This window comes from Paenibacillus taichungensis (assembly GCF_050994985.1).
GTDB lineage: Bacteria > Bacillota > Bacilli > Paenibacillales > Paenibacillaceae > Paenibacillus > Paenibacillus taichungensis.
Genome location: NZ_CP194720.1, coordinates 4,519,586 through 4,544,731, shown reverse-complemented (window position 1 = coordinate 4,544,731; position 25,146 = coordinate 4,519,586). Strand labels below are relative to the sequence as shown.

Below are 25,146 nucleotides of genomic sequence, written 5' to 3'. Positions count from 1 at the left end.
GTGAGCCTCAAAAAAAGGAGAGCGATTATGATCGGGTTTCGTTTGAAAAAAAGAGGAACATTTGCATTGATGTTGGCTGCACTTATGCTGGTATTGTCCGCTTGTGGCGGAAAAGCCGAAACAACAAGCACAACGGGCGGAGCGCAGGCAGATGCTGCAGCTGCTGAACCGGTACAATTGACATGGTGGCATTCGATGTCGGGTGCAGGGGAGAAAGCCATTAATCAACTCGCTTCCGATTTCAACGCAAGTCACCCGGACATTCAGGTGAAGGCGATCTATCAAGGGAAATATGATGAGAGCCTGAACAAACTCAAAGCTTCCATGGGATCGGACAGTGGTCCGGACATTATCCAGGTGTACGAGATCGGCAGCAAGTTCATGATCGATTCGGGCATGATTACGCCGGTACAGCAATTTATCGATAAAGACAAGTTCGACCTGTCCCAACTGGAGCCAAATATCATCCGTTATTACACCATCGATGGCAAATTGAACGCGATGCCGTTCAACACATCGAACCCAATTCTGTATTACAACAAAGATATGTTCAAAGCTGCTGGTTTGGACCCGGAGAACCCGCCTAAGACATATGAAGAGTTTGAGCAAGCAGCCAAAGCACTGGCGAAAGACGGCAAACCAGGCGCATCCATGGCCATCTATGGCTGGTTTATGGAACAGTTCTTCGCGAACCAGAATGCAGATTATGTAAACAATGGTAACGGAAGAAATGGTGCAGCGACCGAATCCATGCTGAACTCCGAAGCTGGTGTGAAGACTTTGACATGGTGGAAAAAGATGATGGACGAGAAAACCGTATCCAATCTGGGACGTAGCACGGACGATACGACCGCTGCGTTTACCGCACAGCAAATCGGTATGACGCTGGATTCCACCGCTGGATTGCGCAAAATTGTGGAGGGTGCTGGTGGGAAGTTTGAGCTGGGAACAGGCTTCCTGCCACGTCCAGCAGATGCCAAAGAAGGCGGCGTTGTTGTTGGTGGTGCAAGCTTGTATATCATGAATAACAAATCCGAAGCTCAACAGCAAGCCGCTTGGGAATTTATCAAATACCTGGCTACACCTGAGGTACAAGCCAACTGGAGTGTTGCGACAGGATATTTCCCTATTACGACAGCAGCCTACGATGAGCAAGTATTAAAGGATAATATGGCGAAGTACCCGCAATTCCAGACAGCAGTCGACCAATTGCACGCTTCCGCTAATTCGACAGCAACATCCGGGGCCGTAATGGGTGTATTCCCCGAAGCCCGTCAAATTGTCGAAGGAGCGATCGAGACCGTTCTGAATGGACAAGGTACACCGCAAGACGTATTGGATGCAGCAGCGAAGCAAATTACAGACAAGATTGCACAGTATAACAGCACGGTGAAGAAGTAACTTATTTCTTGAAATAGGACAAACTTGAGGCTGGATATAGCAAAGTTGAAATGTATGGCTTAACTTAGGATGTCATAACGAGTGAGACGTATGCGATGGTCAACCCTGACTGTCGCATCGTTTTGCTGTGAAAAGGTCTTGAACAAAATCGCTTTAAGGCGGATTGGCTATGGGGATATCTATCAATATGTGTCGAATACAGAGATTCGTATCTCTATTATGTCAGTTTAGTTACTCAATATAGGCTGTAGTACACAGAAGTCCACACTAAAGGCAAAAAATATGACATATAAAAGCTATAAAGTAGTGCTTTTTTACTTGTTTCTATACTTTTATTATCAATTTTGTGATGTATATGTTCTATTTTGTATCATTTTAGAAGAATATTGTTTACACGTAATAGAAGTTCAGTTATCTTATATTTGAACTAATGTACAAGCTTCATGAACAAATGATTATAAATTTAAAAATGGAGGTAGGTAAAAGATGCATGTTCTGCAAATGAAGAGGTGGCTCAGGTTGTTCCTGGCCATGGTCCTGCTCATCACGGGTGCCATTCCAGCCGGATTGTTCAGCAGTAAGGCAGCCGCGGCGGACGAGCCGTTAACGGTTGCTCAGGCGATAGCTCGGAATAATGATGGATTACCGGGGACAGTAGAAGGATACGTTATCGGTTACTTTAACAATAATTCTAAAAACCAACTTCAAACCGAAGCTCCGTTTAGTGGAGGAAGTAATTTCGGACTTGCCGATACTCCAGGGGAAACGGATTTAAGCAAGATTATGTCTGTTCAAATTCCCAGTGATACCTCCGTGCGTGACATATTTGGATTAAATAAAAATCCCGAGCTTTTTGGTAAAAAAGTCAGGATAACCAATGGAACGTTATCTTCCTATCTTTCTCTTCCTGGCCTCAAATACATTGACTCCACTTCAACAACCTTCCAACTAATCGATGAGACTCCTGTAACTAAAGTGGCAAACGTCACAGCTAATCCTACTTCCGGCGTTGTTCCAACAGGGACCCAGGTGGCCTTGGAAACAACCACAGTTGGTGCAACGGTATACTACAAGCAGAATACGGAAGTTGATTATCTTCCCTACACCGTGCCCATCACGGTAAATGATGCAACTCACATTGAAACCTACGCAGCCAAAGAAGGGATCGACAATAGCGATGTTACCAGTTTTGACTACACCATCGTCGACAACAGCCCTATTTCCATCTCTGATGCAAGAAATGCAACTGAAAATACGACCGTTACCGTTCAAGGCATTGTAACTTACAGCGAATTATCCGGAAGTGTATCCAATCTGTATATTCAGGATAACGATGCCGGGATCGTTGTGCGCGGTAATGCTTCTGGTGTGGAAGTTGGTGACCGGATTGAAGTCTACGGCCCAATTACGATTTACAACGGCTTAGTACAGGTTGAAGCAAGCAAATCTGGATTTCAGGGTGGATATATTCGAACTGTCGAAAAGTCGCAGGATCTACCTTCACCTGTACCGCTCAATTCTTCCCATTTTGCTCCAGGAGCGGGGGGCAGTAAGGGTTCTGGAGGGCAATATGAAGGGATGCTTGTCGAAGTAAACAATATTCAAGTGACAAAAAGCAACACGCCCACTTACACGGCGACAGATGAACATGGCGGTGAAATGCTGATTTATGCCAAAAACAGCCCGTCTGCTCTCTCCGTTGGCAAATCGTATCATAAAGTGACAGGAGTCTTGACGTACCATTCCACTTACGGTCTGGAGTTGATTCCTCGAACGGCGTCGGATATTCTGGAGGATTTGCTCTCCGTAACAGCGAGTACACCTTCCGGTGGCATTGTAAAAGGAACGGAAGTTACGTTGTCTTCTCCTTATGTAGGTGCCCAAATTTTCTATACACTGGACGGTTCTGAGCCAACTGTGAATTCGACGGAATACACACAGCCTATTACAATCAATCAAGATCAAATCATTAAAGCTGTTGCCACTGCTGATAACAGAGTAAGTAACATTTTTTCTTTTGAGTATACTGCGGTGAATCGATTGGATGGTGTACGTATTCACGAAATTCAGGGGGCAGGCCATTATTCCATTTATGACGGACTGAAAGTCCAGAATGTAGAAGGTGTAGTTACATCTGTAGTTAACGCAGATTCATTCTATATGCAATCCATTCCTGGTCAGGAAGATGGAGATCCGGCAACTTCTGAGGGGATTTTAATCTATAAGAAAGATCATGGAATGAAAATCCAGCATCAAGTTAAGGTTTCAGGTCAAGTCAAAGAGTATACAGCAAGCGCAACAGACCTGCCAACCACTGAAATTGTAGCTTCTGAGATTACGTTGGAACAACCCAATGCTGAATTGCCACAACCCGTAATCATTGGAAAAGGTGGTCGCGTAATACCGAATGTCATTGATTCGGATGGATTGAGCGAATTCAACCCGGACGTGGATGCCATTGATTTCTATGAAAGTCTGGAAGGCATGCGTATTCAGTTAAATGATGCGACTATTCTTGGACCTTATTCCTACAATCCCGGATTAGCAGTGACGGTGGACAACGAACCTAATAATCCATTGCAGACTCCGGCAGGAGGATTGATCTTACGAGGAGACGGAGCTGGAGAGTTTGAAAGTTCTCTAAATCCTCAACGCTTGTTCATTAATAAAAAACCTTCTCAAGCTGTGACCACGGGTGATAAATTTGCAGGCCCGATTAATGGGGTGATTTCTTATTCGAGTGGTAATTATAAGGTCACCCTGGAAGGCGATCTACCTCCTATTACATCCATTGGTTTGAAACAGGCAACAACCTCAATTGAACCACAACAAGACAAGTTGACTATTGCTACGTTCAACGTAGAGAACTTCAGTAAAAAGGATGCAACACGTGGAAATAAAATCGGCAAGATTATCGTTAACAATCTAAAAAGCCCTGATATTATAGGGATCATGGAAGTTCAGGATAACGACGGCGCAACAGATAGCGGAAACACAGACGCGAGTGAAAGCTTCAAAACGCTTCTGGATGCAATTAAAAGCAATAATGGACCAAGTTATCAGTATACCGATATTGCACCGCTAAATAATATGGATGGTGGAGCAACTGGGGGCAACATTCGTGTAGGGTTCCTGTACAATCCGGATCGGGTATCCTTAAAAGCAGGTACCAAAGGTGATGCAATAACAGCGCTTGCCCTCGATGCAATTGGAAACTTGTCGCTGAATCCAGGGCGCATTCAACCAGATAATGTCGCTTTCAAAACTTCAAGAAAACCGCTCACGGCAGAGTTTGAATTTAATGGTGAACGTGTAGTTGTTATCGCTAACCATTTCAACTCCAAAGGTGGGGATTTAGCCCCATTTGGAAATGTCCAGCCTGCAACCCGCAGCAGCGAAGTGCAACGTGCGCAGCAAGCAACGATTGTCAATGAATTTGTAACTGAATTAATCCACAAAGACCCTGAGGTGAATGTCGCTGTTCTTGGCGATTTCAATGACTTCCAGTTCTCCAAAACATTGAATATTGTTGAAGGTAATGAACTGGACAATCTGGTAAACAAACTGCCAGAGAACAAGCGTTATTCCTACATCTATGATGGAAACTCTCAGACACTGGATCATATTCTGGTGAGCAAAAATCTGTCTGAAACAGCGGCTATTGAAGCGGTTCATGTGAATGCTGATTTTGAAGATTCACATGGGCGTGTCAGTGACCATGATCCGCTGCTTGCACAGCTAAGCATTGGAAGCACGGCAGAAGAGGGCGACTTCAACCTGCGTGTATTGCACACCAATGATACGCACGCGCATTTGGATAATATTCCGCGCCGCGTAACAGCGATTAAGGAAACACGTAATGATAACACCCTGGTGCTGGATGCAGGGGACGTATTTTCTGGTACCTTGTACTTTAACCTCTTTAACGGTCTGGCGGATCTGGAATTCATGAACATGATCGGATACGATGCCATGACCTTCGGAAACCATGAGTTTGACAAAGGGCCAAGTGTGCTCAAGACGTTTATTGAAAAAGCGGAATTCCCATTTGTGAGTGCCAATATTGACTATACCAAGGATGCGAGTTTGGGTGGCTTGTACAACAGTACCATCGGAAATCCAGGCGAGAATTCCCAGATCTATCCGGCCATTATTACGGAAGTAAACGGCGAGAAAGTCGGAATCTTTGGCTTGACGACACCGGATACCGTATCCCTTTCATCACCGGGAGATGATCTGAAGTTTAAGGATTACAAAGCTAGTGCTCAGGCGACAGTGAATATGCTTCAAGATGAAGGTATCAACAAAATTATCGCGCTGACGCATCTGGGTTACTCGGAAGACCTGAAACTGGCAGAAGCCGTAGAAGGCATCGACATCGTAGTGGGTGGTCATTCACATACTATTCTGAACAAACCGGTAGTTGTAGATATGCACACCGATCCGACGCTGGTTGTACAGACGGGAGAATATGACGTTTCCCTGGGTCAACTGGATGTAACGTTCAACGAAGCAGGCGTACTGAAAACATGGAACGGCAAATTGCTGAACCTGGATGCGAAGGATGCCGCCGGTAATTATGTTTACGCAGATGATAAGGAAGCAGCCAAGAAATTGGAAAGCTATGCGAAACCTCTGGCTGAGTTCAAAAAAGAAGTTATCGGTAAAACGAATGTATTCCTGGATGGAGAACGCGGCACTGTGCGCAAGCAGGAAACCAACCTCGGGAACCTAATGACAGACGGCATGCTGGAGAAAGTGAAATCCATCGTGAAGGAGAACGACGTTAAAGGATACGTTGCAATCCAAAACGGTGGTGGCATTCGGGCGTCATTCCAAAAAGGAGATATCACGTTGGGTGATTTGTTAACCGTAATGCCATTCGGAAATAATCTGTCTGCGCTTAAAATGACAGGTAAGGAAATTACGGCTGCGCTGGAAAATGGCGTGAGTGGCGTGGAAACAGGCGAAGGGCGCTTCCCGCAAGTTTCAGGCATGCGTTTCTACTACGATTCCACGAAGCCGGGCGAGAAAGTTGACGCTATACCCAATACGGTGACCCAAGTCGGTCAACGCGTACTCAAAGTACAGATTAAGAATGCTAATGGTACGTACACGGATATCGATCCAAACGCATACTACATTGTAGCGACGAATTCGTTTATGGCTAACGGTGGAGACTTCTATCGGTCCATGAGAGCAGCGAAGGATGATAATCGGTACTATGAACTGAATTTGGTCGATTATGAAATCTTCCATGAACATCTGGACCGCGTAGGTACGGTAAACCAGACAGCAGAAGGACGTAGTACCGATCTGAAGGGAGCTCCACTTCCGGGTGATGGGAATGGAAGCAACCCTGGTAATGGCAGTGGAAATAATGGAAGTAATCCGGGCAGTGGTAATAGTGGTGGAGGTACAACGACACCAACCACACCTGTAACACCAACGGATCCAACAACTCCGATCACGCCTACAACACCTTCCGTCCCTGGTAATGGGAATGGAGGAGGTACTACACCAACCAATCCGGGCGTGATTTTGAAAGATATCGGCAATCACTGGGCAGCAGCTGCCATTGAGCAGGCCATTTCCCGGGGAATTGTGAATGGATATCAGGACGGTAATTTCCGTCCAAATGCGCCGGCAACACGCGCCGAGTTCATTGTAATGCTGGCAAGGGCATTTGAACTTCCAGCCAGCAGCAAGGCGTTGACGTTTAAGGATGCTTCCAAAATTCCAGCATGGGCACAATCCTTTATTGCTCAAGCTGTAGAACAAGGGATCATTAGTGGCTATACGGATGAGACGTTCCGTGCAAACGGCAAAGTATCCCGTGTAGAGATGACGGTTATGCTCGTAAGAGCACTCGGACTTCCAGTTGAATCGAATGCCACATTAACCTTTGCAGATGCAAATAAAGTACCTGCATGGGCCGTGCCTTATATCGCAGCTGCATATGATGCAGGACTGGTGAAAGGCACAGGCAAGAACATGTTTAATCCGCTTGTTGAAGCAACTCGTGCTGAAGTTGTAACCCTGTTGATGTCAGCGAGTGAGTTTCAGGCGAAGTAATAAGACTAATCAATCTTCTATGAAAAGGGAGCCAATACTCTAATGAAAACAGCTTGCAGACCTTCATCTGTAAGCTGTTTTTTTTACTAATTAATGACTGTTCATTTTTACCAGAGGAAGGTATAGTAGACAGGATTATATTGAAGGAGTGTTGAAATGCAAGATCAACCGGTTTTAATCGCACTATTGGCTATTGCCGCAGGGATTTTCAGTTTGTTGGGTGGAATCAACAATTGGGATTGGTTTATGAACAGTTTCCGAGCAGGTCTCTTTGTGAAAACCATTGGACGTCAGGGTGCAAGAGTGGTGTATGGGATTTTTGGTATTGTGCTAATTACCATTGGCGTATTATTGTTGCTGATTGGGTAAGTGTAGAAAAAGAAAAGAAATTCGTAGAGCCTGAGTACATAATTCAGTTTCACAGCCTTTAAACACTACTAGCTTTAACCCATTAGCTTACCGATCCAAGAAAAAGTTACACTCAAAAAGAAAGACCACCGAAATTTTTTCGGTGGTCTTTTTTCCAAATTCAGGTTTATCCATCTCAATCTGGTTTAATTATCTTTTAAATCTTCAATGGAATTGATGTCCATATAGGTTGGTACAACCAGACCTGTTTTGGCACCGTCCATATTTGGACCGAGATCATCAATCTGATCCTTGTATTTGTTGAAATAATCTGCAGAGGTGAGCGGCAACCATGCAGCTGGAGTTGCATCTACATCACCATTGGCAATGCCGGTCCACATTGGACCGATTTCCACTTGAAGAGAGGTTACTTTGTAACCCAGTTTTTCTTTAAGGATGTACTCCAGCAAGTTGGTACTTGCAATCTCGGAGTCCCAGGCTACGTAACTCAGTTTAATGGAATCTCCATTCACCGGAGTCAGACCTTTGGTCCATTCAGCCACTTTGTCGCTATGCTTCTCGGCAAAAGCTGCTGCGGCTTTTTGGGGATCTTCTCCGTTTTGAATGGCGACCATGATTTCACCCATATCCTCAGGTGTCCAGGAGAAGCGATCCAGGAATTCATAAGCGACAGGTTTGTCTTCCTTTAACCCTTTACGGGCAATGGTATGAATTTGTTCTGCTTCACCGTAGACGCCTTCCGGATCGTCCAGGTATTTCAGGTCATATGCATTGAACATCCAATGCGGTGTCCAACCGGTAACGATAACCGGTTCCTTATTCTTAACCGCTTTATCCAGCGTAGCTGTCATTGCGGCTCCTGAACCTTCGACCAGTTTCCAGTCAGACAAACCGTATTTCTCAATGGCACTCGCTGTGGATTTCATAATTCCGGCACCTGGATCGATACCGATAATTTGGTGATTCACTTCATTTCCCACATTGGCATTTGCCGATGGAGTGGAGGAAGAAGCACCTGTTTCCAAATCTGCAATCGAATTAACGTCTGTCATGTAGGCAGGAACAACGAGCCCTGTGCGTACACCGGTCATGTTGGCTCCCAGATCATCCACCTGGTCTTTGTAACGTTCCCAGTAGTCAGCGTGAGTTAATGGCAACCAAGCTGCTGGAGAGGCATCTACGTCGCCTGAGGCAACACCCGTCCACATAGGTCCAGCTTCAACTTGCAGGGCGTTAACTTTATAGCCAAGTTTGCTTTCCATGACATATTTCAACAGGTTAGTACTCGCAATCTCAGAATCCCAGGCTACATAGCTAAGTTTAAATGCATCACCGTTAACTGGCGTCAGACCTTTGGTCCATTCGTCAATCTGGTCTGCATGTTTCTCAGCGTAGTCTTTTGCGGCTTCTTCTGGAGATGTACCATTTTGGATGGCACTCATCATTTCGCCCATTTCATCTGATGTCCATTGGAAACGGGACAAGAATTCATAAGCAACCGGGTGATCTCCTTTTAATCCTTTACGTGCGATGGTGTGAATTTCTTCTGCATCACCGAAAGATTTCTCGGGATCATCCAGATATTTCAGATCATATTTGTTGAACATCCAGTGTGGAGTCCAGCCTGTAATAATGATCGGTTCTTCCGCTTTAAGGGCTTTGTCCAGTGTGGCAGTCATCGCTGCACCAGATCCTTCAATCAGGGTCCAGTCCGTCAGATGATAATCTTCAATGGCTTTGGCAGCGGATTTCATAATGCCTGCACCCGGATCAATACCAATGATCTGATATTTGACTTCTTCACCTACAGCATTCGCTGGAGTGTTGTTACCGCCGGCAGAAGTACTGTTGCCGCCAACAAAGTATTGTGAGAAACCAGCTACGAGCACAACGAATGTGGCTGCAGCAGTAATCCAGGCTTTTTGCTTCGCTGAGAAGCGTGAGCTTTTCTTACGGCCTGGCATAAACAGATTTTGAGTGAAACGGTCAAGTACGATCGCAAGAACCACGACAGCCAGACCTGCTTCAAAACCTTTACCAATCTGCAACTGCGTTACCGCACGATAGACTTCCGCACCAATACCCTGTGCACCAATCATGGAAGCAATAACAACCATGGACAGCGACAGCATGATGGTTTGGTTAATCCCTGACATTACGGTAGGCAATGCGAGTGGAAGCTGTACTTTGAACAACTTTTGCATAGACGTGGAACCAAAAGCATCCGCTGCTTCGACCAATTCGCCAGATACCTGCTTAATTCCGAGATGAGTCAGGCGAATCGTTGGTGGAATCGCAAATATAACGGACGCGATAACACCGGGAACCACACCAAGGCTGAAGAAGGTTACCGCTGGCAGCAAGTAGACAAATGCAGGCATGGTCTGCATAAAGTCAAGCAATGGTGTAATAATCCGAGCTGCAGTTTTGCTGTATGCGAGCCAGATACCGATGGGAACACCAAGCAGAATGGAGATTAACCCTGATGTAATAACGAGTCCCAAAGTATCCATCGATTGGGACCAATATCCGAGGTTATCTACGAGCAAGAAACCGATAACTGTAAACAGGGTTAGTGGTATTCGGCCAACAAGATATGCCAATACACCAAGTATCACAATAAACAGGAGCGGATGAGGGAGCATGAACAGCCCGGAGAAAAATCCGACTACCTCCTGAATAACAACAGAAATGACTTTAAATAATCCGGAGAGCGAGGAGCTCATCCAGTCAACAATCGCTTCAATCCACGATGCTAGTGGTATTTTGGGAATCATTCACAAGTTCCTCCTTTACTGCAACTTCACCGCTTAGTGCTCCAAGCAGGGCACCGCGGACGATAACACCTTGCAGACGGCCGGTTTCGCCAACAACAGCGAGCGGCACATGGGCTGAACTTACAATTTCGAACAATTCATGAATCAGGGTTTCAGGCGCTACAGTCGGCCCATCCGTAATCAGAATATCGTTCAACACTTTGTTTTCGCGCATCGCGCGGGTTGCATCTTCTGCTGTAATAACACCAAGCAGCTTTTTCGAACGGTCAATGACAAACAGGTTGGAAATACCACGTTCGCGCATTAATTCGAGGGCAACACGAGGACCACGGTCAAGCGTAATCGTTTCAGGACGTCGCATAACATGAGATGCGGTAAGGACCTTGGACAAGTCCACGTCTTCGACGAAGCGGGCCACATATGAGTTGGCCGGTTGAATCATGATTTCTTCCGGAGTACCGATCTGCACGACTGCGCCGTCTTTCATGAGGGCAATACGATCGCCGATGCGCAGCGCTTCGTCCAAGTCATGGGTAATGAAAATAATGGTCTTTTTCATTTTATCCTGAAGCTCAATCAGCTCATCTTGCATATCACGACGAATCAGTGGATCAAGTGCACTGAATGCTTCATCCATTAGCAGTACTTCCGGGTCATTCGCCAGCGCACGGGCCAAACCTACACGTTGCTGCATCCCGCCACTCAGCTCATCCGGCATTTTGTCTTCCCAGCCTTTGAGGCCAACCAGTTCAAGCGACGTTTTTGCTTTTTCCCGACGTTCATCTTTATCAACCTTCTGAACTTCGAGTCCATACTCCACATTATCAAGAACGGTACGGTGCGGGAATAACGCAAACTTCTGGAATACCATGCTGATCGTTTTCCGACGCACTTCGCGCAATTGTTCTTTATTCATCTTACGTAGATCTTTACCATGGACGAGAATCTCTCCCGATGTCGGTTCAATCAGACGATTGAACATTCGAACAAGTGTGGACTTACCACTTCCGGACAATCCCATGATGACGAAAATTTCACCTTCCTGTATTTCCATGTTGACCCGGTTGACACCAACCGTTATCTGTTTTTCTTTGGCCAACTTTTCTTTGCCCCAACCTTGCTCCAGTAATTGTAGACCTTGCTCGGTTTGGGGGCCAAACAGTTTACTTACATTCTTTACTTCAAGTATGGTCATGTTTTCACCCCTTCTGATGTGTTGTGCACTTCGAACGGCTTTCAGCATCCACAAGCCCATACACTTGTGCGCCCAGCCACGAAATCCGGTAATCGTTGCTTCGCTTCCCGTCTTTCTGGGTAACGTTTTGTATTCTAACAATACTTAACCCGTATAGCAACCGAATAAACAGTACATAATGTTTGTACAGTAAAAACTGTACAAAGTTTTCCGCCCATATGCTCCGTCATTCTCCTTATTCTGGCTAATAAGACACCTTTACATTTGATATCGCTTTTCCTACAATAGAAAATGTGCTGAATCTAAGCAGTTTCTTTTGGTTAAAAGATAGTCGTAGGCGTTTGCAACTTGGTAAAGCTCCCATGATACATGTGGTAACCTAAAGCCTGTTGGCATATAGGATGTCCTGCCGGATACTTTCCCATGTAAGCCGGATCTTAAACAGTTGCAATTATTTTGCCGAGACTGGGAATGTTCAGAATGGAGGTTGCAAGCATGAGCTTGGACCATTTACAAGAGGAACAGCAGGCAACCGTTCTTAGAATCCGTAAACGCGTCATTGAAGCCATTGGGCGTAATATGGATCTCTACGGCGTTACGCTGTCCACGGGACACTTATATGGATTGCTTTTTTTTGCAGACAAACCTATGACCCTTGACGATATGGGCCGGGAAATGGAAATGAGCAAAACGAGCATGAGTACCGGCGTACGTACACTGCTGGATCTAAAAATGGTGAATAAAGTATGGAGCAAAGGCTCCCGGAAAGACCTATATGAAGTGGAGTATGACTGGCATCAGACGTTTACGGATTATTTTGTGATTAAATGGAGAAAAGCCGTGGAGAGTAACCTTCAGATACTGCGCAAATCCGTTGATGAGATGAATCGTTTGATCGCTGACCTGGATGAACAAGCAGATGCTGAGCTTCTTCACATTCTTAAGGAAGACAAGCATAAGGTGCTTCAAGCTGAGGCCTACTACAAATGGCTGGATCGCTTGATTGATACCATGGAAGATGAGGAAATATACAAACTGGTTCCGAAGGAAGAGATCAAGGAACATTAATAACAGCAAAAGCAAAGGGCCCTTTCCGAATTGGAGAGGGCTCTTTTGTCTTGGTGGGTTATATACTTGTACATTTATAATGAAGAAAAAGACATGCTTTACAATTGTCCGATTAATCCCACGTGTGATAAAGTCACAAGCTGCTGAACGATCTGTTCCAATTCGTCCATGATCTGATGGCGTCCGTTTGGGGTCCAGGATAGTACAGACCAATCGGATATATCGTGTACGTTACCTTTCAACACAGCGGAAGAACGATTCCAGGCGGTAGTTTGTTTCATGCGCCGAAGCAGTTTCTCACTTGCTGGAGAGTTAGAGACGCGGTTCATGAACAGATGATCCGTGTCCAGCATGGGAATGCTATCTGCCGCATACTCATCTGTCATGAAGTCTGAAGATATGATCTGTGCAGGGTTCAGTCCAAGTTCACCGTAGATAAGGCGATTCAATGGATGCTCGATATTTTCCTGGAGCCGGATAGACTGATTCGTAACCTGCATAAGCATAATACGTTCTTGCCCGAAATGATGCTTCAAACGCAGTCCGATATCAAGGTTGCGTAGCTCCAGCTGTTTGAAATTCTGCAAGGCCTGTTGCTCCCGTCCGACCAGTTCAGCCAAGCGTAAATGATTTTCTTTCCAGTCATGTGCCTGATCCAGGATAACCGTAGGTGCAATACTTTTGAGCTTATCGTAATAGGTTTGATGATAAAAGTCACCGATAATCAGGTCCGGCTTGGCCTGACGAAATTTCTCCAATTGTGTAGCTAGCCGCTGCTGCTGCTCGACCTCATCAAGCTCCCGATCATGGAACCTGTCCATAGCAGCTACGGGATGTAATCCGAGTGAAGAGAGATTCTCATGAAGTCCCATCTTGGACGCAGTAGCCACACGAATCTGATCTTTTTTCATATATAGGCTGGGTGCGATCCCCAAGGTTTGTTTGAATTTGCGGCTAAAATAATATTCATTGCCATAGCCAACAGAGACCGCGACGTCTTTGAGTACACATGACTCTTGGTTGAGCTGTTTTTTGGCTTCGTCGATCCGTAAGCGATTCAAATAATCGGTAGGTGACATACCTTTGGCTTTCTTGAAGCTGCGAGAATAGGAGCTTGGCGTCAATCCGGCAATTTTGGCCAGTTGATCCATGCTGATACCTTCACTCATGAACCTTCTCATATACATAATGCTGCGTTCAAGCGCCGGATCGACTTTCTCATAATTTTCTTCAAGCCGATTCTCGGAGAGATACTGCAAAAGCTCGTGCAGTTGGCTATGTATACTGATAAAGTGATCGGGGTGAACGCCGCGATAGGCTTCATACAATTGTTCAACTCGCGCTCTGGCTTGTTGGTCATGACGAACCATCAGTCTGCCTGTCTCCCAATCCAGCGGGAAACCAGAGGAGGAGGACATTTTCCATTGGCCGCGCACTTGCTGCAAACATACCGTATCCATGCTAAGTATTATAAACTCCGTAACAGCCGAGCGTGCAGCCGCCTCAATCGTTGTTCCTGGCTTCAGAACATACAGTTGATTGGCTTCGGCGGTATAGACCGTATCGTTCAGGACCAGAACACCGTCTCCTTGTAAAATAAGACAGAGCATGGGCCGGGACACCGTCTTGCCTTGCACACGGAAATGCTCCCCGCGCCGTACACGGCACATGGAAGAGAGGAGCGGTAGAGATGAGGTTTCAGAAATGAAGGGAAGCTGTTCAGTCATACGGACCATCCTTTTGTCTTATTTTCTTAATGATAACAATTATCATTCTCATATGGAAGATGTTTTTGAAAAATAATTTTGGACATAAAAAAGAGGATACCCAGAGCCGTGATGGCTTTAGGGTTATCCTCTTTATTTGAAGCAAGAATGTTAAGATAGCTATAGGTCTCTATAAGTCTCTATAAGTCTCTATAAGTCTATTCCCACATGTGTGGGTTAGTTTGGCACGACCAACAGGATATCATCCAGGAAAACGTCGCTTAGTACCTTTTTGCCTGTGCCATTGGCTTGCACATGATACAGACGATAGAGATCATTTGCGTTGATGTAGAACATGCCCGGAACATCGTCATGAAGCTGGAACGTAGCCCATTCCTCTCCAGCAAGCTTGGTTACTTTGAGGGCTGTGCTCACGGAATAAAGACCATTTGTACCGGATAGATATGCAATAGTTGGTGTTCCGTTGGTCAGCTGAGCAGTTACGAAAGTAACACTGTTCAGATTCAGGTTGGCAGATTTGGATACCTTGTTCCCGGCGATGGTTTTGGCATACGCCTTTTTGTCTGCATCCACAACTACAACCTTATCTGTACCTAGCGGACTTACCTCCCGGATGCTCTTACTATGAATCTGAAGAGTTTTGCCAGAAGTGGTCAATGCAAAGGCTTTGCCTGTTGAATAATCATAATCCTTGTTACTGTCCAGCTTGATGCCTTTGTTATACACATACAGATTGTTGCCCCAGCCGCCGGCATAAACAGCGTTCACGTCCAGCTTTGCTTTTGGATTAACAGCTGTACCTTTGCCTGTATTGTAGTTTACCTTGTACATGATAATGGCGTTGGTTGAGTAGTACTGCTCGTATGGGTCAGTGTTCACCATCAGTTGCAGTTCGTTTTTGGCCATGTTCATAAAATAACGACTTTCTACTGCACCAGCAGCAATTCGTTGCACTGCTCCGCTACCATTGGATGCTTTGGAAACGATCCATGGGTTTCCATTAACGAGCCCGTTATAATATACACGGCCTTTCGTTACGGCGAGCAGCGGAAAATTTGTATCCGCTTTGTCTGCAATTTTGGTGGCAGCGGAAGCTTCGCTATTGCCATTTGCACGATAGATCGTTCCTTTGGAATCCATATAATAGATGAATCCATTATCCGTAAAGTAGCTCAACACATCTGTCGCATACGTTTCAGCAGAATCGCTGGAACCGTCATTGGGAACACGAAGCAGCGTTGTGGAAGACTCGGAACGGGTGTAATAGAGATAGGATCCCGCCGCAGACAGACCATCTCCTTCAAAATCAAGCAATACCTCTGTGGTTCCGCTTCCGTCACCAGATACTTTGTACAATACACCATCGGAATCATAATATACCGTAGTTTGGTTCAGGGAAGCTGCATGAGCATTGGCTCCGCCTCCAAGCACTGCTGCCGCGATCAGTGTGAACAGCAGCAAGGTGCAAACCGTGCGTTGCAAGCGTGTGGACCATTTGTTCATAAATCAATCGTCACCCTTCTTCTTTATGTATGTAATAAACACAATAACACCTTAAGTTATATCGGTAAACTATGGAAAATATGTTATACATCTCAGTATGATAAAAAACGACAGAAGACCAGATCTTCTGCCGTTATATCTCAGCCATATTCCGCCTATATCTGACTTTCAGCCAGCTGTTGGCGACTGTTCCACAAAGTAACTAGACGAAGCAAAATGAAACTGATGAGTAGAAGTACCGCTCCGACCAAGATTAACATGAGAGGACTGATAAGCAACATGCCGCTCGCCTGACCGGCAATCAGCGCGAGCAATGGAATCACGACCAATCCACCGAGTTGATAGGCCTCCTGAAATCCGCGTACCTTCGCCGATATCAGTACATTTAACAAAATGACCACAAGACTGCACGCCGGAACAACCCACAGAACGAGAATGATCCAGTTCAGATTGGGAAACATCCATGCCCCAAACATGGGGTACATGAGGATATTGGCAATGATGCCGTAGATAATGAAGGTAATCCAGGATAATAACAGAGAAGGAATAAGGGCAGCTAACACCTTGCCTTTAAACAACGTATCCATACTCATAGGAGTGAACAGAAGACCTTCCAGGGTCTTGCGTTCCTTCTCGCCTGCAAAACTGTTGGCCGTCAGAATGCTGGATGCCATCACTGGAATGATGAGAAACAGGGGCGCGAACATGTATAAGGCCAGGTAATAGACAATGCGGTGGTTATCCGTAGGCATTGAAGCAAGCTGCGGAATCCGCCCGGTATGGGTTAGGCTATCCAGCGTATCAAGCAGGAAGCTCATATTACCGAGGGAAGCAAGTTCCAACCTTGAGGCTGTCCAAATGAGTATCCCAGGCATGATGATCCCGATAACTAGCGGAACGATCAACATAGGCAGCCAGAGCTGCACGCTGGCCGTGATGGCTCGAATATCTTTACGAACAAGTGCACGTATGGCTTGTCTGTTATTCATGATGGTGTGCCTCCCTGATGGCAAAATAAATACTCTCCAGATCGCTGCCCGTAATCCGGGCCTGATAGACTTGTCCACGCTCTGTCAATTGTCGCAGCAGCAATGGAATATCTTCACGAGTTTGAAGCTGAAAAACGGCTTTGTTCGCGGAAACCATCTCCGGTGTATACCCTGCTACCGTTTGCCAGCCATTCGCCATGGTCGCTTCAACTTCAATCCGGGGCGAGGTCAGGTATCGGTTGATGATCTCCTGCTCCGTACCTTCCTCAACCTTGCGCCCCTTTTCCATAAAAATATATCGATCACACACGGCCGATAGCTGGGATAATACGTGAGACGATACGAGAATCGTCATCTGTTCCTCCTGATTTAGCCGACGGATGATTCGGAGCACCATCTGAATGCCGTCCGGGTCAAGCCCATTGGTTGGCTCATCCAGAAAGAGAATGGAGGGGCGGTGCAGCAGCACCCGTGCTAGACCTACGCGTTTTTTCATGCCTGTGCTGTAAGTGCCTACTTTTCGATGTTGATATTCCTTCAATTCGAACAGATCCACGAGCTCGTCAATCCGTTCTTTGGCGCGTTGTACACCGAAAGCTTCAGCGAAAAAGATCAGGTTGTCACGCCCGCTCATATTTTCATACAATCCGCTCTGCTCGGTTAATGTGCCGCAGAAGGCGAGTACGTTCTCCGTCTCACGGAAGGGATCAAGGCCGTTAATACTCACTTGCCCACCCGAAGCGCCGAGAACACCGTTCATGATGCGGATCAAGGTGGTTTTGCCCGAACCGTTGGGACCAATCAGCCCGGTAACGCTGCCTTGTTCAACCGTGAAGCTGACATCGTTCAGTGCCTGATGCACTTTAAATTGTTTGGAAATGTTGCGAACTTCAATCATGTACATTCACCATCCGATCTGAGTTTGGAGATTATACGTTCAGATGAGCTATATCGTTCAAATGGAGGGCCAGAAAATAAAGATTCTCCGTCTTTAGTCCCAAATGTGAGCATTAACTCCACCCTAAAGTCCGGCGAAATCGGGTCTCAGGTTTGTTTTCACTGTGGTCTATACCATGTATTCTAGTTAAAAGGATGCAATATCTCGTTTCATTGCCCTCCATAACGTGGTAATTAGACTTAAGGCCTCTTACATATCATGAATGCCTGAATATTCATCTAACGCCGGTCTTGGTTAGCCAAGGCCGGTTTGACGTCGTTACTTGGCGTATCCATCCAATGGAACGCCTCATTTCTTGTGATTACATAACTATTTCGTCTAACACATCGTATGAACACTTCCAAGTAGGAAACATCAGATGGGTTTGGACCAGAGGAAGGTGAGCGGAATGACAGCATCCAATGAGTATCGCTTCCAGGTGAACCTGAGCGGTATGATCCAGATTTTATCGAACCATCTATACAGCAGCCCGAAAGTATTTTTACGTGAATTAATGCAAAATGCGACGGATGCCATTACAGCTCGAACAGAAGCGGAACCGGGATTCCAGGGTGAAGTACGTGTGGAACTGACAGGAACAGGCGAGCAGTTGACCATGATGGTGGAGGACAACGGCATTGGCTTGACGGAAGCCGATATCCATGAGTTTCTCGCGATGATAGGTCAATCCTCGAAGCGTGGGCAGCAGGCTTTGCTGGATGGAGAGACTTCGTTTATCGGGCGATTCGGAATCGGATTATTGTCCTGTTTCATGGTGAGTCATGAAATCGTCATGCTGACGCAATCCGCGAAGGGTGGACCTTCGATGGAGTGGCGGGGGAAGCCCGATGGAACGTATACGATTCGGCAATTGGAGACACAGTTGTCTCCGGGAACGAAAGTATATCTGCGTTGTACACCGGACGCAGCCCATTATTTTGAAACGGAATATGTGAAAGAAGCCTTGTTCTATTATGGAGCGTTGCTGCCTTATCCAGTCATTCTGCATAGTGACGGTGTTCAACATAACGTCAATAGCGAGTCACCGATCTGGTTGATGGAGCCTGAGCTTGCACGTGGACGCAGAGCGGAAGTGCTGGCTTTTGGTGAACGATTGCTTGGGGAGAAGTTTCAGGATTTCATTCCACTGACGACGGCTTCAGGCCGTACAGGAGGTATAGCTTTTGTACTGCCCCATGCTGTCAATCTGAATGCCAAGCGTTCTCACCGGGTGTACTTGAAGCGAATGCTGATCTCGGAGAAGGCGGAGAATATTTTGCCGGAATGGGCCTTCTTCGTGAAATGCCTAATCTGGACAGACGAGCTTCAACCAACGGCTTCACGGGAACATTTTTATGAAAATGAAAAGCTGGAAGAGGTTCGCTCCGAACTTGGCGATGCCCTTCGTAAAGGGTTGGCCGACATGGCTGAGAGCCAGACGGAACGGCTGCAAAAGCTGATTCGTCTGCATGCGTTGTCGATGAAAGCACTGGCTGTGCAGGATCAGGAGTTCTACGCGATGATTCACCGCTGGCTTCCATTTGAAAGTACACGTGGTCATCGGGAACTGGGCGAGTTGATGAGCGAGGGAGAGACGTTGTACTTCACTACCACGGTGGATGAGTATCGTCAAATTCATCATGTCGCGTCAGCCCAATCGATGTTGGTCATTAACGGTGGATACATCTACGATAGCGATTTGATGGCAATGCTGCCACAAGTGGTGCAGCATGTACAGACGCAGCGGTTGCAGCCGGATGAGTTATCCATGAGTTTTACCGACGTGCCGCCGGCTGAACGGAATCAGTATTATGATTCCTTGCGCCTTGCTGATTCTGCTTTGCAACGTTTCCGCTGCCGTGCAGAGGTCAAGGGCTTCAAGCCAGCCGATTTGCCAGTGCTGTTCACACTCTCGCAGGAGTCTTCCACGCTGCGTGCATTGGAAAAAGCAAGTGAGGAGAGTACAGAATTGTTTTCATCTGTCCTCGGATCATTGTCATCCGGCATTAGTTCCGCAGGTTATTCGACCCTGTATCTGAACATCAGCAATCCAATTATTCAGCGGGTCCTGACTTCACCGGATGCCCAAATGACTCCGATTGCCATTGAGATGTTGTATGTCAATGCACTAATGATGGGGCATTACGCGATGAATCGGCAGGAGCTTGAGGTGCTGAATCAGGGCATCGTTCGTTTTATTGATTGGGGTTTGCGTGCGAATACAGATCGTAAGGGGGATGCCTGATGAAGACCGAAATGGATTTTGAGGATCTGATGGATGAGGCCTATGGCCTGCCTAATGGAACAGCGAAGCTTGGCATGCTGGAGGAAGCGGCAAGAGTCGCTGATGTGAATGGCATGGAGGAGGAAGCATACGAAGCACGTTCAGAGATTGTGGAGACCGCGACATTTTGCGGTTATCCGATGAAAGCACTGATTGCTTTTTCCTGGCAGCTAGGCAAGTTTGATCAACAGCCTGAACGCTATGACGAAGAAACGTTAATGTGGTCATATAAATGGATTTTAGGTGAGTTATCCAGCTTCCCGGAAGTGTCTCGCGTTAAAATGATGGAGCTGCTGGAGGACTTTGGACGTCGCTTCAAATCATTTGGGTACAGTGAACGTTCGTATTGGTATTATCGATTCCGCATATCTATGGATCTTGGCGAGCTGGAGGAGGCAGGTACCAGCTATACGAAGTTCAGAAGTATGGATCGTGACTTTATGAGTGATTGTGAAGCCTGTGAGCAGGACGAGATCATGCGCTACTGGTTATTGGTAGGTGATGATGAGAAGGTATTGGAAGCGGCGAAGCCCATTTTGAAAGGGCGAATGAGTTGTGCCGAAATTCCGCACCTGACCTTATCAGAGATTTTGATGCCACTATACCGGCTTGGCAGGATTGATGAAGCTGACAAACATCAGGCGAAAGGCTATCGCATGATCAAAGGACATAATGATTTTGTGCAGAGCTTTGCTGAGCAGATGGATTATCTTGCACGCACGAACCCGGCGAAGGGCATCGATGTTCTGGAAGAAAACATAGTGCTTGCGATGGACCATGAAGATCCGTTTGCCAAAATGATGTTCTATGCCAGAGCAGCACAATTGTTGCGCCGCTGGGCTGATGAATCTCCAGGATACCGATTGCGGCTTCCCGCTTCATTCCCTTATGAAGGAGATCCAGGAGATTTGCGTAAACTGGTCGACTATTTTGCGGCATATGCCAAAGCGGCCGCAGACAAATATGACCAGCGGAATGGCAATCAACATGTCTCTTCCATGTTGAGCGAGGTATTTAATTCATAACTTGAGATGACCTCTTAAGTATCATCGCACCATCAAATGGTACACCAGAAGGTCACCACGCTAGCCAAAACAGGCTTGTTCAGAAGGAGGGTTATCCTCCTTTGAACAAGCCTGTTTATCGTTTTTTATACCGTGAATATAAGGTTGGTGCTCCGGTTATTCAGGAGTTACGGTTGCAGGCGCGGTTGTATCTTCGGCAGGTTCCTCATCTGAGGAAGTTTCCGATTGCGGCTGCTTTGTCATCAGGTCAGCTACGATCTTGTCGGTTGGCTGTGTAAACAGCTGGTACATAATTGCTGCTTCTTCCTGGCGAATCAGTGGTTTGCGTGAGAGGAAATCGACTGATCCATCCTCCAGCACCTTCACTTCAGGACCGTGGATGCCTAGCTTAACCATCATCTGGATCGCAGGCACAGCCCAGGCATCTGTCTGCCCGGCCAGCTTCACATCCTCGAACAGTTCATTTGGATATTGCAGCTGGAGAGTTCTCCAGATCATCACCATAGCTTCCTGACGTGTGATGACCTGATCCGGTTTGAACTGTTTCTCATCCGCACCGGCGATCATGCCGGATTCATAACCTAGCTGAATGTAACCGGCAGCAGGGTGAGTTGCCCAGTCGGTATCCGCAGGTGGCGTCGTTTTGCTGGCTTTCAGCCCGCTCATTTTAAGGACATCCTCAATGAATTCAGCCCGTGTAACGGCATTTTTGGGTTGAAAAGCTTCACTTGCATCATTGGTATAGTATCCAAGGGATTGCAAACCATAGATGGCTTCAGCATAAGGACTATTCGCCTGGACATCCCGGAAGCCTTGGGGTTTCTGCCCTTTTTTCTCATAACCCATTGGGTTGAGATAAGGTTCTTTCATATAGATGGTTCCATCAGCATTTTCCTTGAACGCCGTGAACTGGCCTGTTAATTCGTCCTTGAAGAGATTATCTTCAACCTGAATCAGGGTACGTGGGCCAAGGAAGACGTCGGAAATGCTCAATTGTCCAGGTTCTTTGCCGTCATCTTTCAGGGAACTAACAATGGTGCTCAGTCGCAGATCCGCGTATAGCCCAGCGAAGCGTTGCAGCTCATCCGCAGTTTGAGGTGTATAGTCCTTGAACTTAATGGGCTCCGCATATTGCGGGAAGAACGTTTGGATAAAGGCAGGATAAAAGAGATTACGAAGTGCTCCTGTTTGGTTGTAAGTAAGGAAGACACCTGTGTTTTGCTCAGGAATAAGGAAGAGATAAGAGCTGAATCCGATTAGGTCACCAGCCTTGGTGATAATTTTGGAACTGCTGCCTGCACCCGGAAGCTGAAAAGCAGCTTCAAATCCATAAGTGGTATTGGGGAGCAGCGGATGAATGGAAGAACGGTATTGTTCCATGCTTTTTACCGTAGATTCTTTCCAAATACGTTCGTTATCCTTCACGCCATCATTCAGGAAAGCAATCATGAAATTCCCAATATCCTCTGCCGTTGAGAGCATGCCGCCTTGAGGCATAGGTGTTGGGGAAAGGGTGTACAGGTCGAGTGGATTATGGGCCGCATCATAGGCTGTTGCAAGTTGGTTTTTGAACTTGCCGTTCAGCAAGAAACTGCTGTTATCCATACCGAGAGGTTTGAAGATATGCTGCTGCATATACGATTCAAATGGCTCGCCGCTCACATTCTCCACAATCATGCCAAGCAGCAGGAAGGAGAAGTTGTCGTACATGTAGGCGCTACCAGGTTCTCTGACGACAGGAGGCATATGTAACTTGGCATAATCCTCCATCGATACACTTTTGTCAAAGTCATCATGGATGTCTTCCTGCTGTGGGTCGCGAATCTCGAATCCGGTGGTGTGTGTGAGCAGATTCTCTACCGTTACAGGTTTGTCAAAAGGATTATCGAATTCCAGTCCTTTCACATAGGTCTGGAAATCAGCCTTTAAATCCACCTTACCTTGCTCTACGAGCTGCATGACAGCGGCTGATGTGAATGTTTTGGAGACCGAAGCGATACGAAAAGTGGTATTTTTCGGATCAACGGGCTCTTTGCTCTCCAGATCGGAATATCCATACCCTTTCTCTGCCACGACTTTTCCATCTTTGACAACGACTACGGAAGCACCAACATATTGGGCTTTCGCTTCGGCGGAATCAAAAAATGTATCCAGAAAGGCTGTCGCAGAATCTGTTGTCAGCGCTGTCACTTTTCCTTTTTCATTGACCGCAGCAGGTGTGGTCTCCGCCTGCACGGCGGGTGCCCATAGACTGAGGGACAGGACCAACGCCATGAACGCCCCTGTTATGGAGGTGAGCCTGAAGCGGGTGCTTCGATTGGATAAATGCATGTAAACACTCCTTCAAAAGAAAATTTTGTAAAAGGAACTCTCCTGTTTATTACTGATTACTGGACCAATAGGTTTCAAGATAGTAGATTGTGATATCCATTCCTCAATAGAACTCACAACGATCAGGAGCAAAATACAGAATAGAGGAGCCGAATATTTAGGAGGCGTCTGCGCATGGTTGTGGTTCTCTTTGACCCGTTGACGGGCGAAGCGACTGCCGGAAAAATACGAGAGCGCCGATGCCCATCAATATATACAGACCAGCCATTGCATAAGAAGGCAGGAAGGCCCCAATCGTCAGCCCAAGACTACCCAGCAGAGCGGCTGCATTATAACTCATGCCGTCAGCAGCCATATAGGCAGCACGGTCAGATTAAGGAATCATGCCAGCAAGCATAACATGACGAACAGGCGCATACATGAGCTCACCGATGGTTAGCAGTACAGCGGATGTGATAAGCAGCCAGGCCCAATTGCTGAATGCGAGCACGCCAAATCCAGTAGTGTACATACACATGCCGACAGTCATAATAAATCTGGACTGGAACCGCCCCAGCCATTTGGAGAAAGGAATGGCCATGATTACGACGAGTACAGTGTTAATCGCCATGATCAGACTGAACATCTGCAGACCTGAGATATCCCAATGGAACAGTTGGGCGTTGAATTCACTTTTCAGACGAACGGCGATGTATTTATCCATTTGGAATTCCAACGAGACAGCCAGCACTGTTGCGGTGAAAAACACCATAAATCGTTTGTCCCTAAATACACCGCCATACGTTTTCAGTATATTCCTATTAATCGGGACATCAAGCTGATTGGAGTGTCTATTATCCATTGTTTCATGAATATATAACAACAGAATAAATAGTGTAACCAGGCTCTCCATGCATACCAAACTGAACAAAATGAAGCGGAAGGACTCGAACAATAACCCGCCCATGAGCGCTCCAATCGTAATGGCAACGTTGGTGGTCCAATATTGCAGCCCATACACATACTGACGTTCATGCTCACTACTCACGTCTACAATCATGGCATTGGCAATGGGCCCAGTAATGCCAGAACTGATGCTGCTAAGCAGAAACATGACACAAGTTAAAGGAACGGAGTCCATCCACGGGGAGTTGGCGGCAGCCAGCCAGAACAGGGCGAATACCTGCAATATTTGGGCGATGACCATCAGTTTCTTGCGTCCGACTCGGTCAGACCAGTATCCTGCACCCAAGCCAACGATCATGGAGGCCACAATATTAACGGTTAACAGCATACCTGCCCAGCCTGCACCAATCTGGACACTCAGATAAATCGCCATAAAAGGAATAATGGATTTCTGAGTTAGATCCGTAAAAAAATCAGTAATGATACGAATCTTGATGTTGCGATGCAAATCAGTATATTTCATGTGCAGTTCTCTTCCTTCCCGCTGGTGTTGTCGATGTACCTGAGTATAATGGAGGAA

At 46.5% G+C, this 25,146-nt stretch carries 15 protein-coding genes; 6 read left to right on the top strand and 9 right to left on the bottom strand.

Annotation, left to right across the window (positions count from 1 at the left end; genetic code table 11):
* Positions 1-27 precede the first annotated feature (27 nt).
* From ACR1R9_RS20535 to ACR1R9_RS20525, 3 genes are all read left to right on the top strand, one after another.
* Positions 28-1,401: an ABC transporter substrate-binding protein gene (locus tag ACR1R9_RS20535; protein WP_076291545.1), complete on the top strand. Its 1,374-nt coding sequence runs from the start codon at positions 28-30 to the stop codon at positions 1,399-1,401.
* Positions 1,402-1,887: 486 nt separating this feature from the next.
* A complete protein-coding gene (locus tag ACR1R9_RS20530; protein WP_433922864.1) occupies positions 1,888-7,476 on the top strand; it encodes an S-layer homology domain-containing protein in 5,589 nt (1,862 codons plus the stop codon).
* A 156-nt stretch (positions 7,477-7,632) separates the two neighbouring features.
* Entirely contained in the window at positions 7,633-7,845 is a 213-nt protein-coding gene (locus ACR1R9_RS20525) for an immunity 17 family protein (RefSeq protein ID WP_433922865.1), read from the top strand.
* 185 nt (positions 7,846-8,030) lie between these two features.
* Here ACR1R9_RS20525 and ACR1R9_RS20520 read toward each other — a convergent pair whose 3' ends face one another.
* On the bottom strand, positions 8,031-10,622 hold the full coding sequence (locus ACR1R9_RS20520; RefSeq protein ID WP_076291546.1) for a glycine betaine ABC transporter substrate-binding protein: 2,592 nt from the start codon (positions 10,620-10,622) through the stop codon (positions 8,031-8,033).
* Positions 10,588-11,817 (bottom strand): quaternary amine ABC transporter ATP-binding protein, encoded by a 1,230-nt coding sequence (locus ACR1R9_RS20515; protein WP_063564457.1) that lies wholly within the window; start codon positions 11,815-11,817, stop codon positions 10,588-10,590. Before ACR1R9_RS20515 ends, ACR1R9_RS20520 begins: the two co-directional genes overlap by 35 nt.
* A 495-nt stretch (positions 11,818-12,312) precedes the next feature.
* Between ACR1R9_RS20515 and ACR1R9_RS20510 the strand changes: the two genes are divergently transcribed.
* On the top strand, positions 12,313-12,885 hold the full coding sequence (locus ACR1R9_RS20510; RefSeq protein WP_076291547.1) for a GbsR/MarR family transcriptional regulator: 573 nt from the start codon (positions 12,313-12,315) through the stop codon (positions 12,883-12,885).
* Positions 12,886-12,983: 98 nt separating this feature from the next.
* Here ACR1R9_RS20510 and ACR1R9_RS20505 read toward each other — a convergent pair whose 3' ends face one another.
* From ACR1R9_RS20505 to ACR1R9_RS20490, 4 genes are all read right to left on the bottom strand, one after another.
* Complete coding sequence (locus ACR1R9_RS20505; RefSeq protein ID WP_433922866.1) at positions 12,984-14,612, bottom strand: helix-turn-helix domain-containing protein; 1,629 nt, start codon at positions 14,610-14,612, stop codon at positions 12,984-12,986.
* Positions 14,613-14,828: 216 nt separating this feature from the next.
* Positions 14,829-16,115: a DUF5050 domain-containing protein gene (locus tag ACR1R9_RS20500; RefSeq protein WP_433922867.1), complete on the bottom strand. Its 1,287-nt coding sequence runs from the start codon at positions 16,113-16,115 to the stop codon at positions 14,829-14,831.
* Positions 16,116-16,270: 155 nt separating this feature from the next.
* Positions 16,271-17,104, bottom strand: a complete 834-nt coding sequence (locus tag ACR1R9_RS20495; protein ID WP_076291550.1) for an ABC transporter permease — start codon at positions 17,102-17,104, stop codon at positions 16,271-16,273.
* The gene (locus ACR1R9_RS20490; protein WP_433948901.1) at positions 17,097-18,002 is read right to left on the bottom strand and encodes an ABC transporter ATP-binding protein; all 906 of its coding nucleotides are present in this window, start codon (positions 18,000-18,002) and stop codon (positions 17,097-17,099) included. The genes ACR1R9_RS20495 and ACR1R9_RS20490 overlap by 8 nt, the downstream gene beginning before the upstream one ends.
* 448 nt (positions 18,003-18,450) lie before the next feature.
* Here ACR1R9_RS20490 and ACR1R9_RS20485 point away from each other — a divergent pair, with 448 nt between their 5' ends.
* Both ACR1R9_RS20485 and ACR1R9_RS20480 read left to right on the top strand, forming a co-directional pair.
* On the top strand, positions 18,451-20,286 hold the full coding sequence (locus tag ACR1R9_RS20485) for an HSP90 family protein (RefSeq protein WP_433922869.1): 1,836 nt from the start codon (positions 18,451-18,453) through the stop codon (positions 20,284-20,286).
* Entirely contained in the window at positions 20,286-21,350 is a 1,065-nt protein-coding gene (locus ACR1R9_RS20480; protein WP_326065036.1) for a hypothetical protein, read from the top strand. The genes ACR1R9_RS20485 and ACR1R9_RS20480 overlap by 1 nt, the downstream gene beginning before the upstream one ends.
* 156 nt (positions 21,351-21,506) lie before the next feature.
* Here ACR1R9_RS20480 and ACR1R9_RS20475 read toward each other — a convergent pair whose 3' ends face one another.
* From ACR1R9_RS20475 to ACR1R9_RS20465, 3 genes are all read right to left on the bottom strand, one after another.
* Positions 21,507-23,681, bottom strand: a complete 2,175-nt coding sequence (locus ACR1R9_RS20475; protein ID WP_433922870.1) for a serine hydrolase — start codon at positions 23,679-23,681, stop codon at positions 21,507-21,509.
* Between the two features lie 157 nt (positions 23,682-23,838).
* Positions 23,839-24,036 carry a hypothetical protein gene (locus ACR1R9_RS20470; RefSeq protein WP_433922871.1) on the bottom strand — a complete coding sequence of 66 codons (198 nt, stop codon included), beginning with the start codon at positions 24,034-24,036 and terminating at the stop codon, positions 23,839-23,841.
* An 18-nt stretch (positions 24,037-24,054) separates the two neighbouring features.
* Positions 24,055-25,089, bottom strand: coding sequence for an MFS transporter (locus ACR1R9_RS20465; protein WP_433922872.1), 1,035 nt, complete (start codon positions 25,087-25,089; stop codon positions 24,055-24,057).
* Positions 25,090-25,146: the final 57 nt, after the last annotated feature.

Excerpts from the sequence above, each read along its gene's own strand:
- ACR1R9_RS20535 (WP_076291545.1), top strand. The coding sequence starts at position 28 with ATGATCGGGTTTCGTTTGAAAAAAAGAGGAACATTTGCATTGATGTTG.
- ACR1R9_RS20530 (WP_433922864.1), top strand. The coding sequence starts at position 1,888 with ATGCATGTTCTGCAAATGAAGAGGTGGCTCAGGTTGTTCCTGGCCATG.
- ACR1R9_RS20525 (WP_433922865.1), top strand. The coding sequence starts at position 7,633 with ATGCAAGATCAACCGGTTTTAATCGCACTATTGGCTATTGCCGCAGGG.
- ACR1R9_RS20520 (WP_076291546.1), bottom strand. The coding sequence starts at position 10,622 with ATGATTCCCAAAATACCACTAGCATCGTGGATTGAAGCGATTGTTGAC.
- ACR1R9_RS20515 (WP_063564457.1), bottom strand. The coding sequence starts at position 11,817 with ATGACCATACTTGAAGTAAAGAATGTAAGTAAACTGTTTGGCCCCCAA.
- ACR1R9_RS20510 (WP_076291547.1), top strand. The coding sequence starts at position 12,313 with ATGAGCTTGGACCATTTACAAGAGGAACAGCAGGCAACCGTTCTTAGA.
- ACR1R9_RS20505 (WP_433922866.1), bottom strand. The coding sequence starts at position 14,612 with ATGACTGAACAGCTTCCCTTCATTTCTGAAACCTCATCTCTACCGCTC.
- ACR1R9_RS20500 (WP_433922867.1), bottom strand. The coding sequence starts at position 16,115 with ATGAACAAATGGTCCACACGCTTGCAACGCACGGTTTGCACCTTGCTG.
- ACR1R9_RS20495 (WP_076291550.1), bottom strand. The coding sequence starts at position 17,104 with ATGAATAACAGACAAGCCATACGTGCACTTGTTCGTAAAGATATTCGA.
- ACR1R9_RS20490 (WP_433948901.1), bottom strand. The coding sequence starts at position 18,002 with ATGATTGAAGTTCGCAACATTTCCAAACAATTTAAAGTGCATCAGGCA.
- ACR1R9_RS20485 (WP_433922869.1), top strand. The coding sequence starts at position 18,451 with ATGACAGCATCCAATGAGTATCGCTTCCAGGTGAACCTGAGCGGTATG.
- ACR1R9_RS20480 (WP_326065036.1), top strand. The coding sequence starts at position 20,286 with ATGAAGACCGAAATGGATTTTGAGGATCTGATGGATGAGGCCTATGGC.
- ACR1R9_RS20475 (WP_433922870.1), bottom strand. The coding sequence starts at position 23,681 with ATGCATTTATCCAATCGAAGCACCCGCTTCAGGCTCACCTCCATAACA.
- ACR1R9_RS20470 (WP_433922871.1), bottom strand. The coding sequence starts at position 24,036 with ATGGCTGCTGACGGCATGAGTTATAATGCAGCCGCTCTGCTGGGTAGT.
- ACR1R9_RS20465 (WP_433922872.1), bottom strand. The coding sequence starts at position 25,089 with ATGAAATATACTGATTTGCATCGCAACATCAAGATTCGTATCATTACT.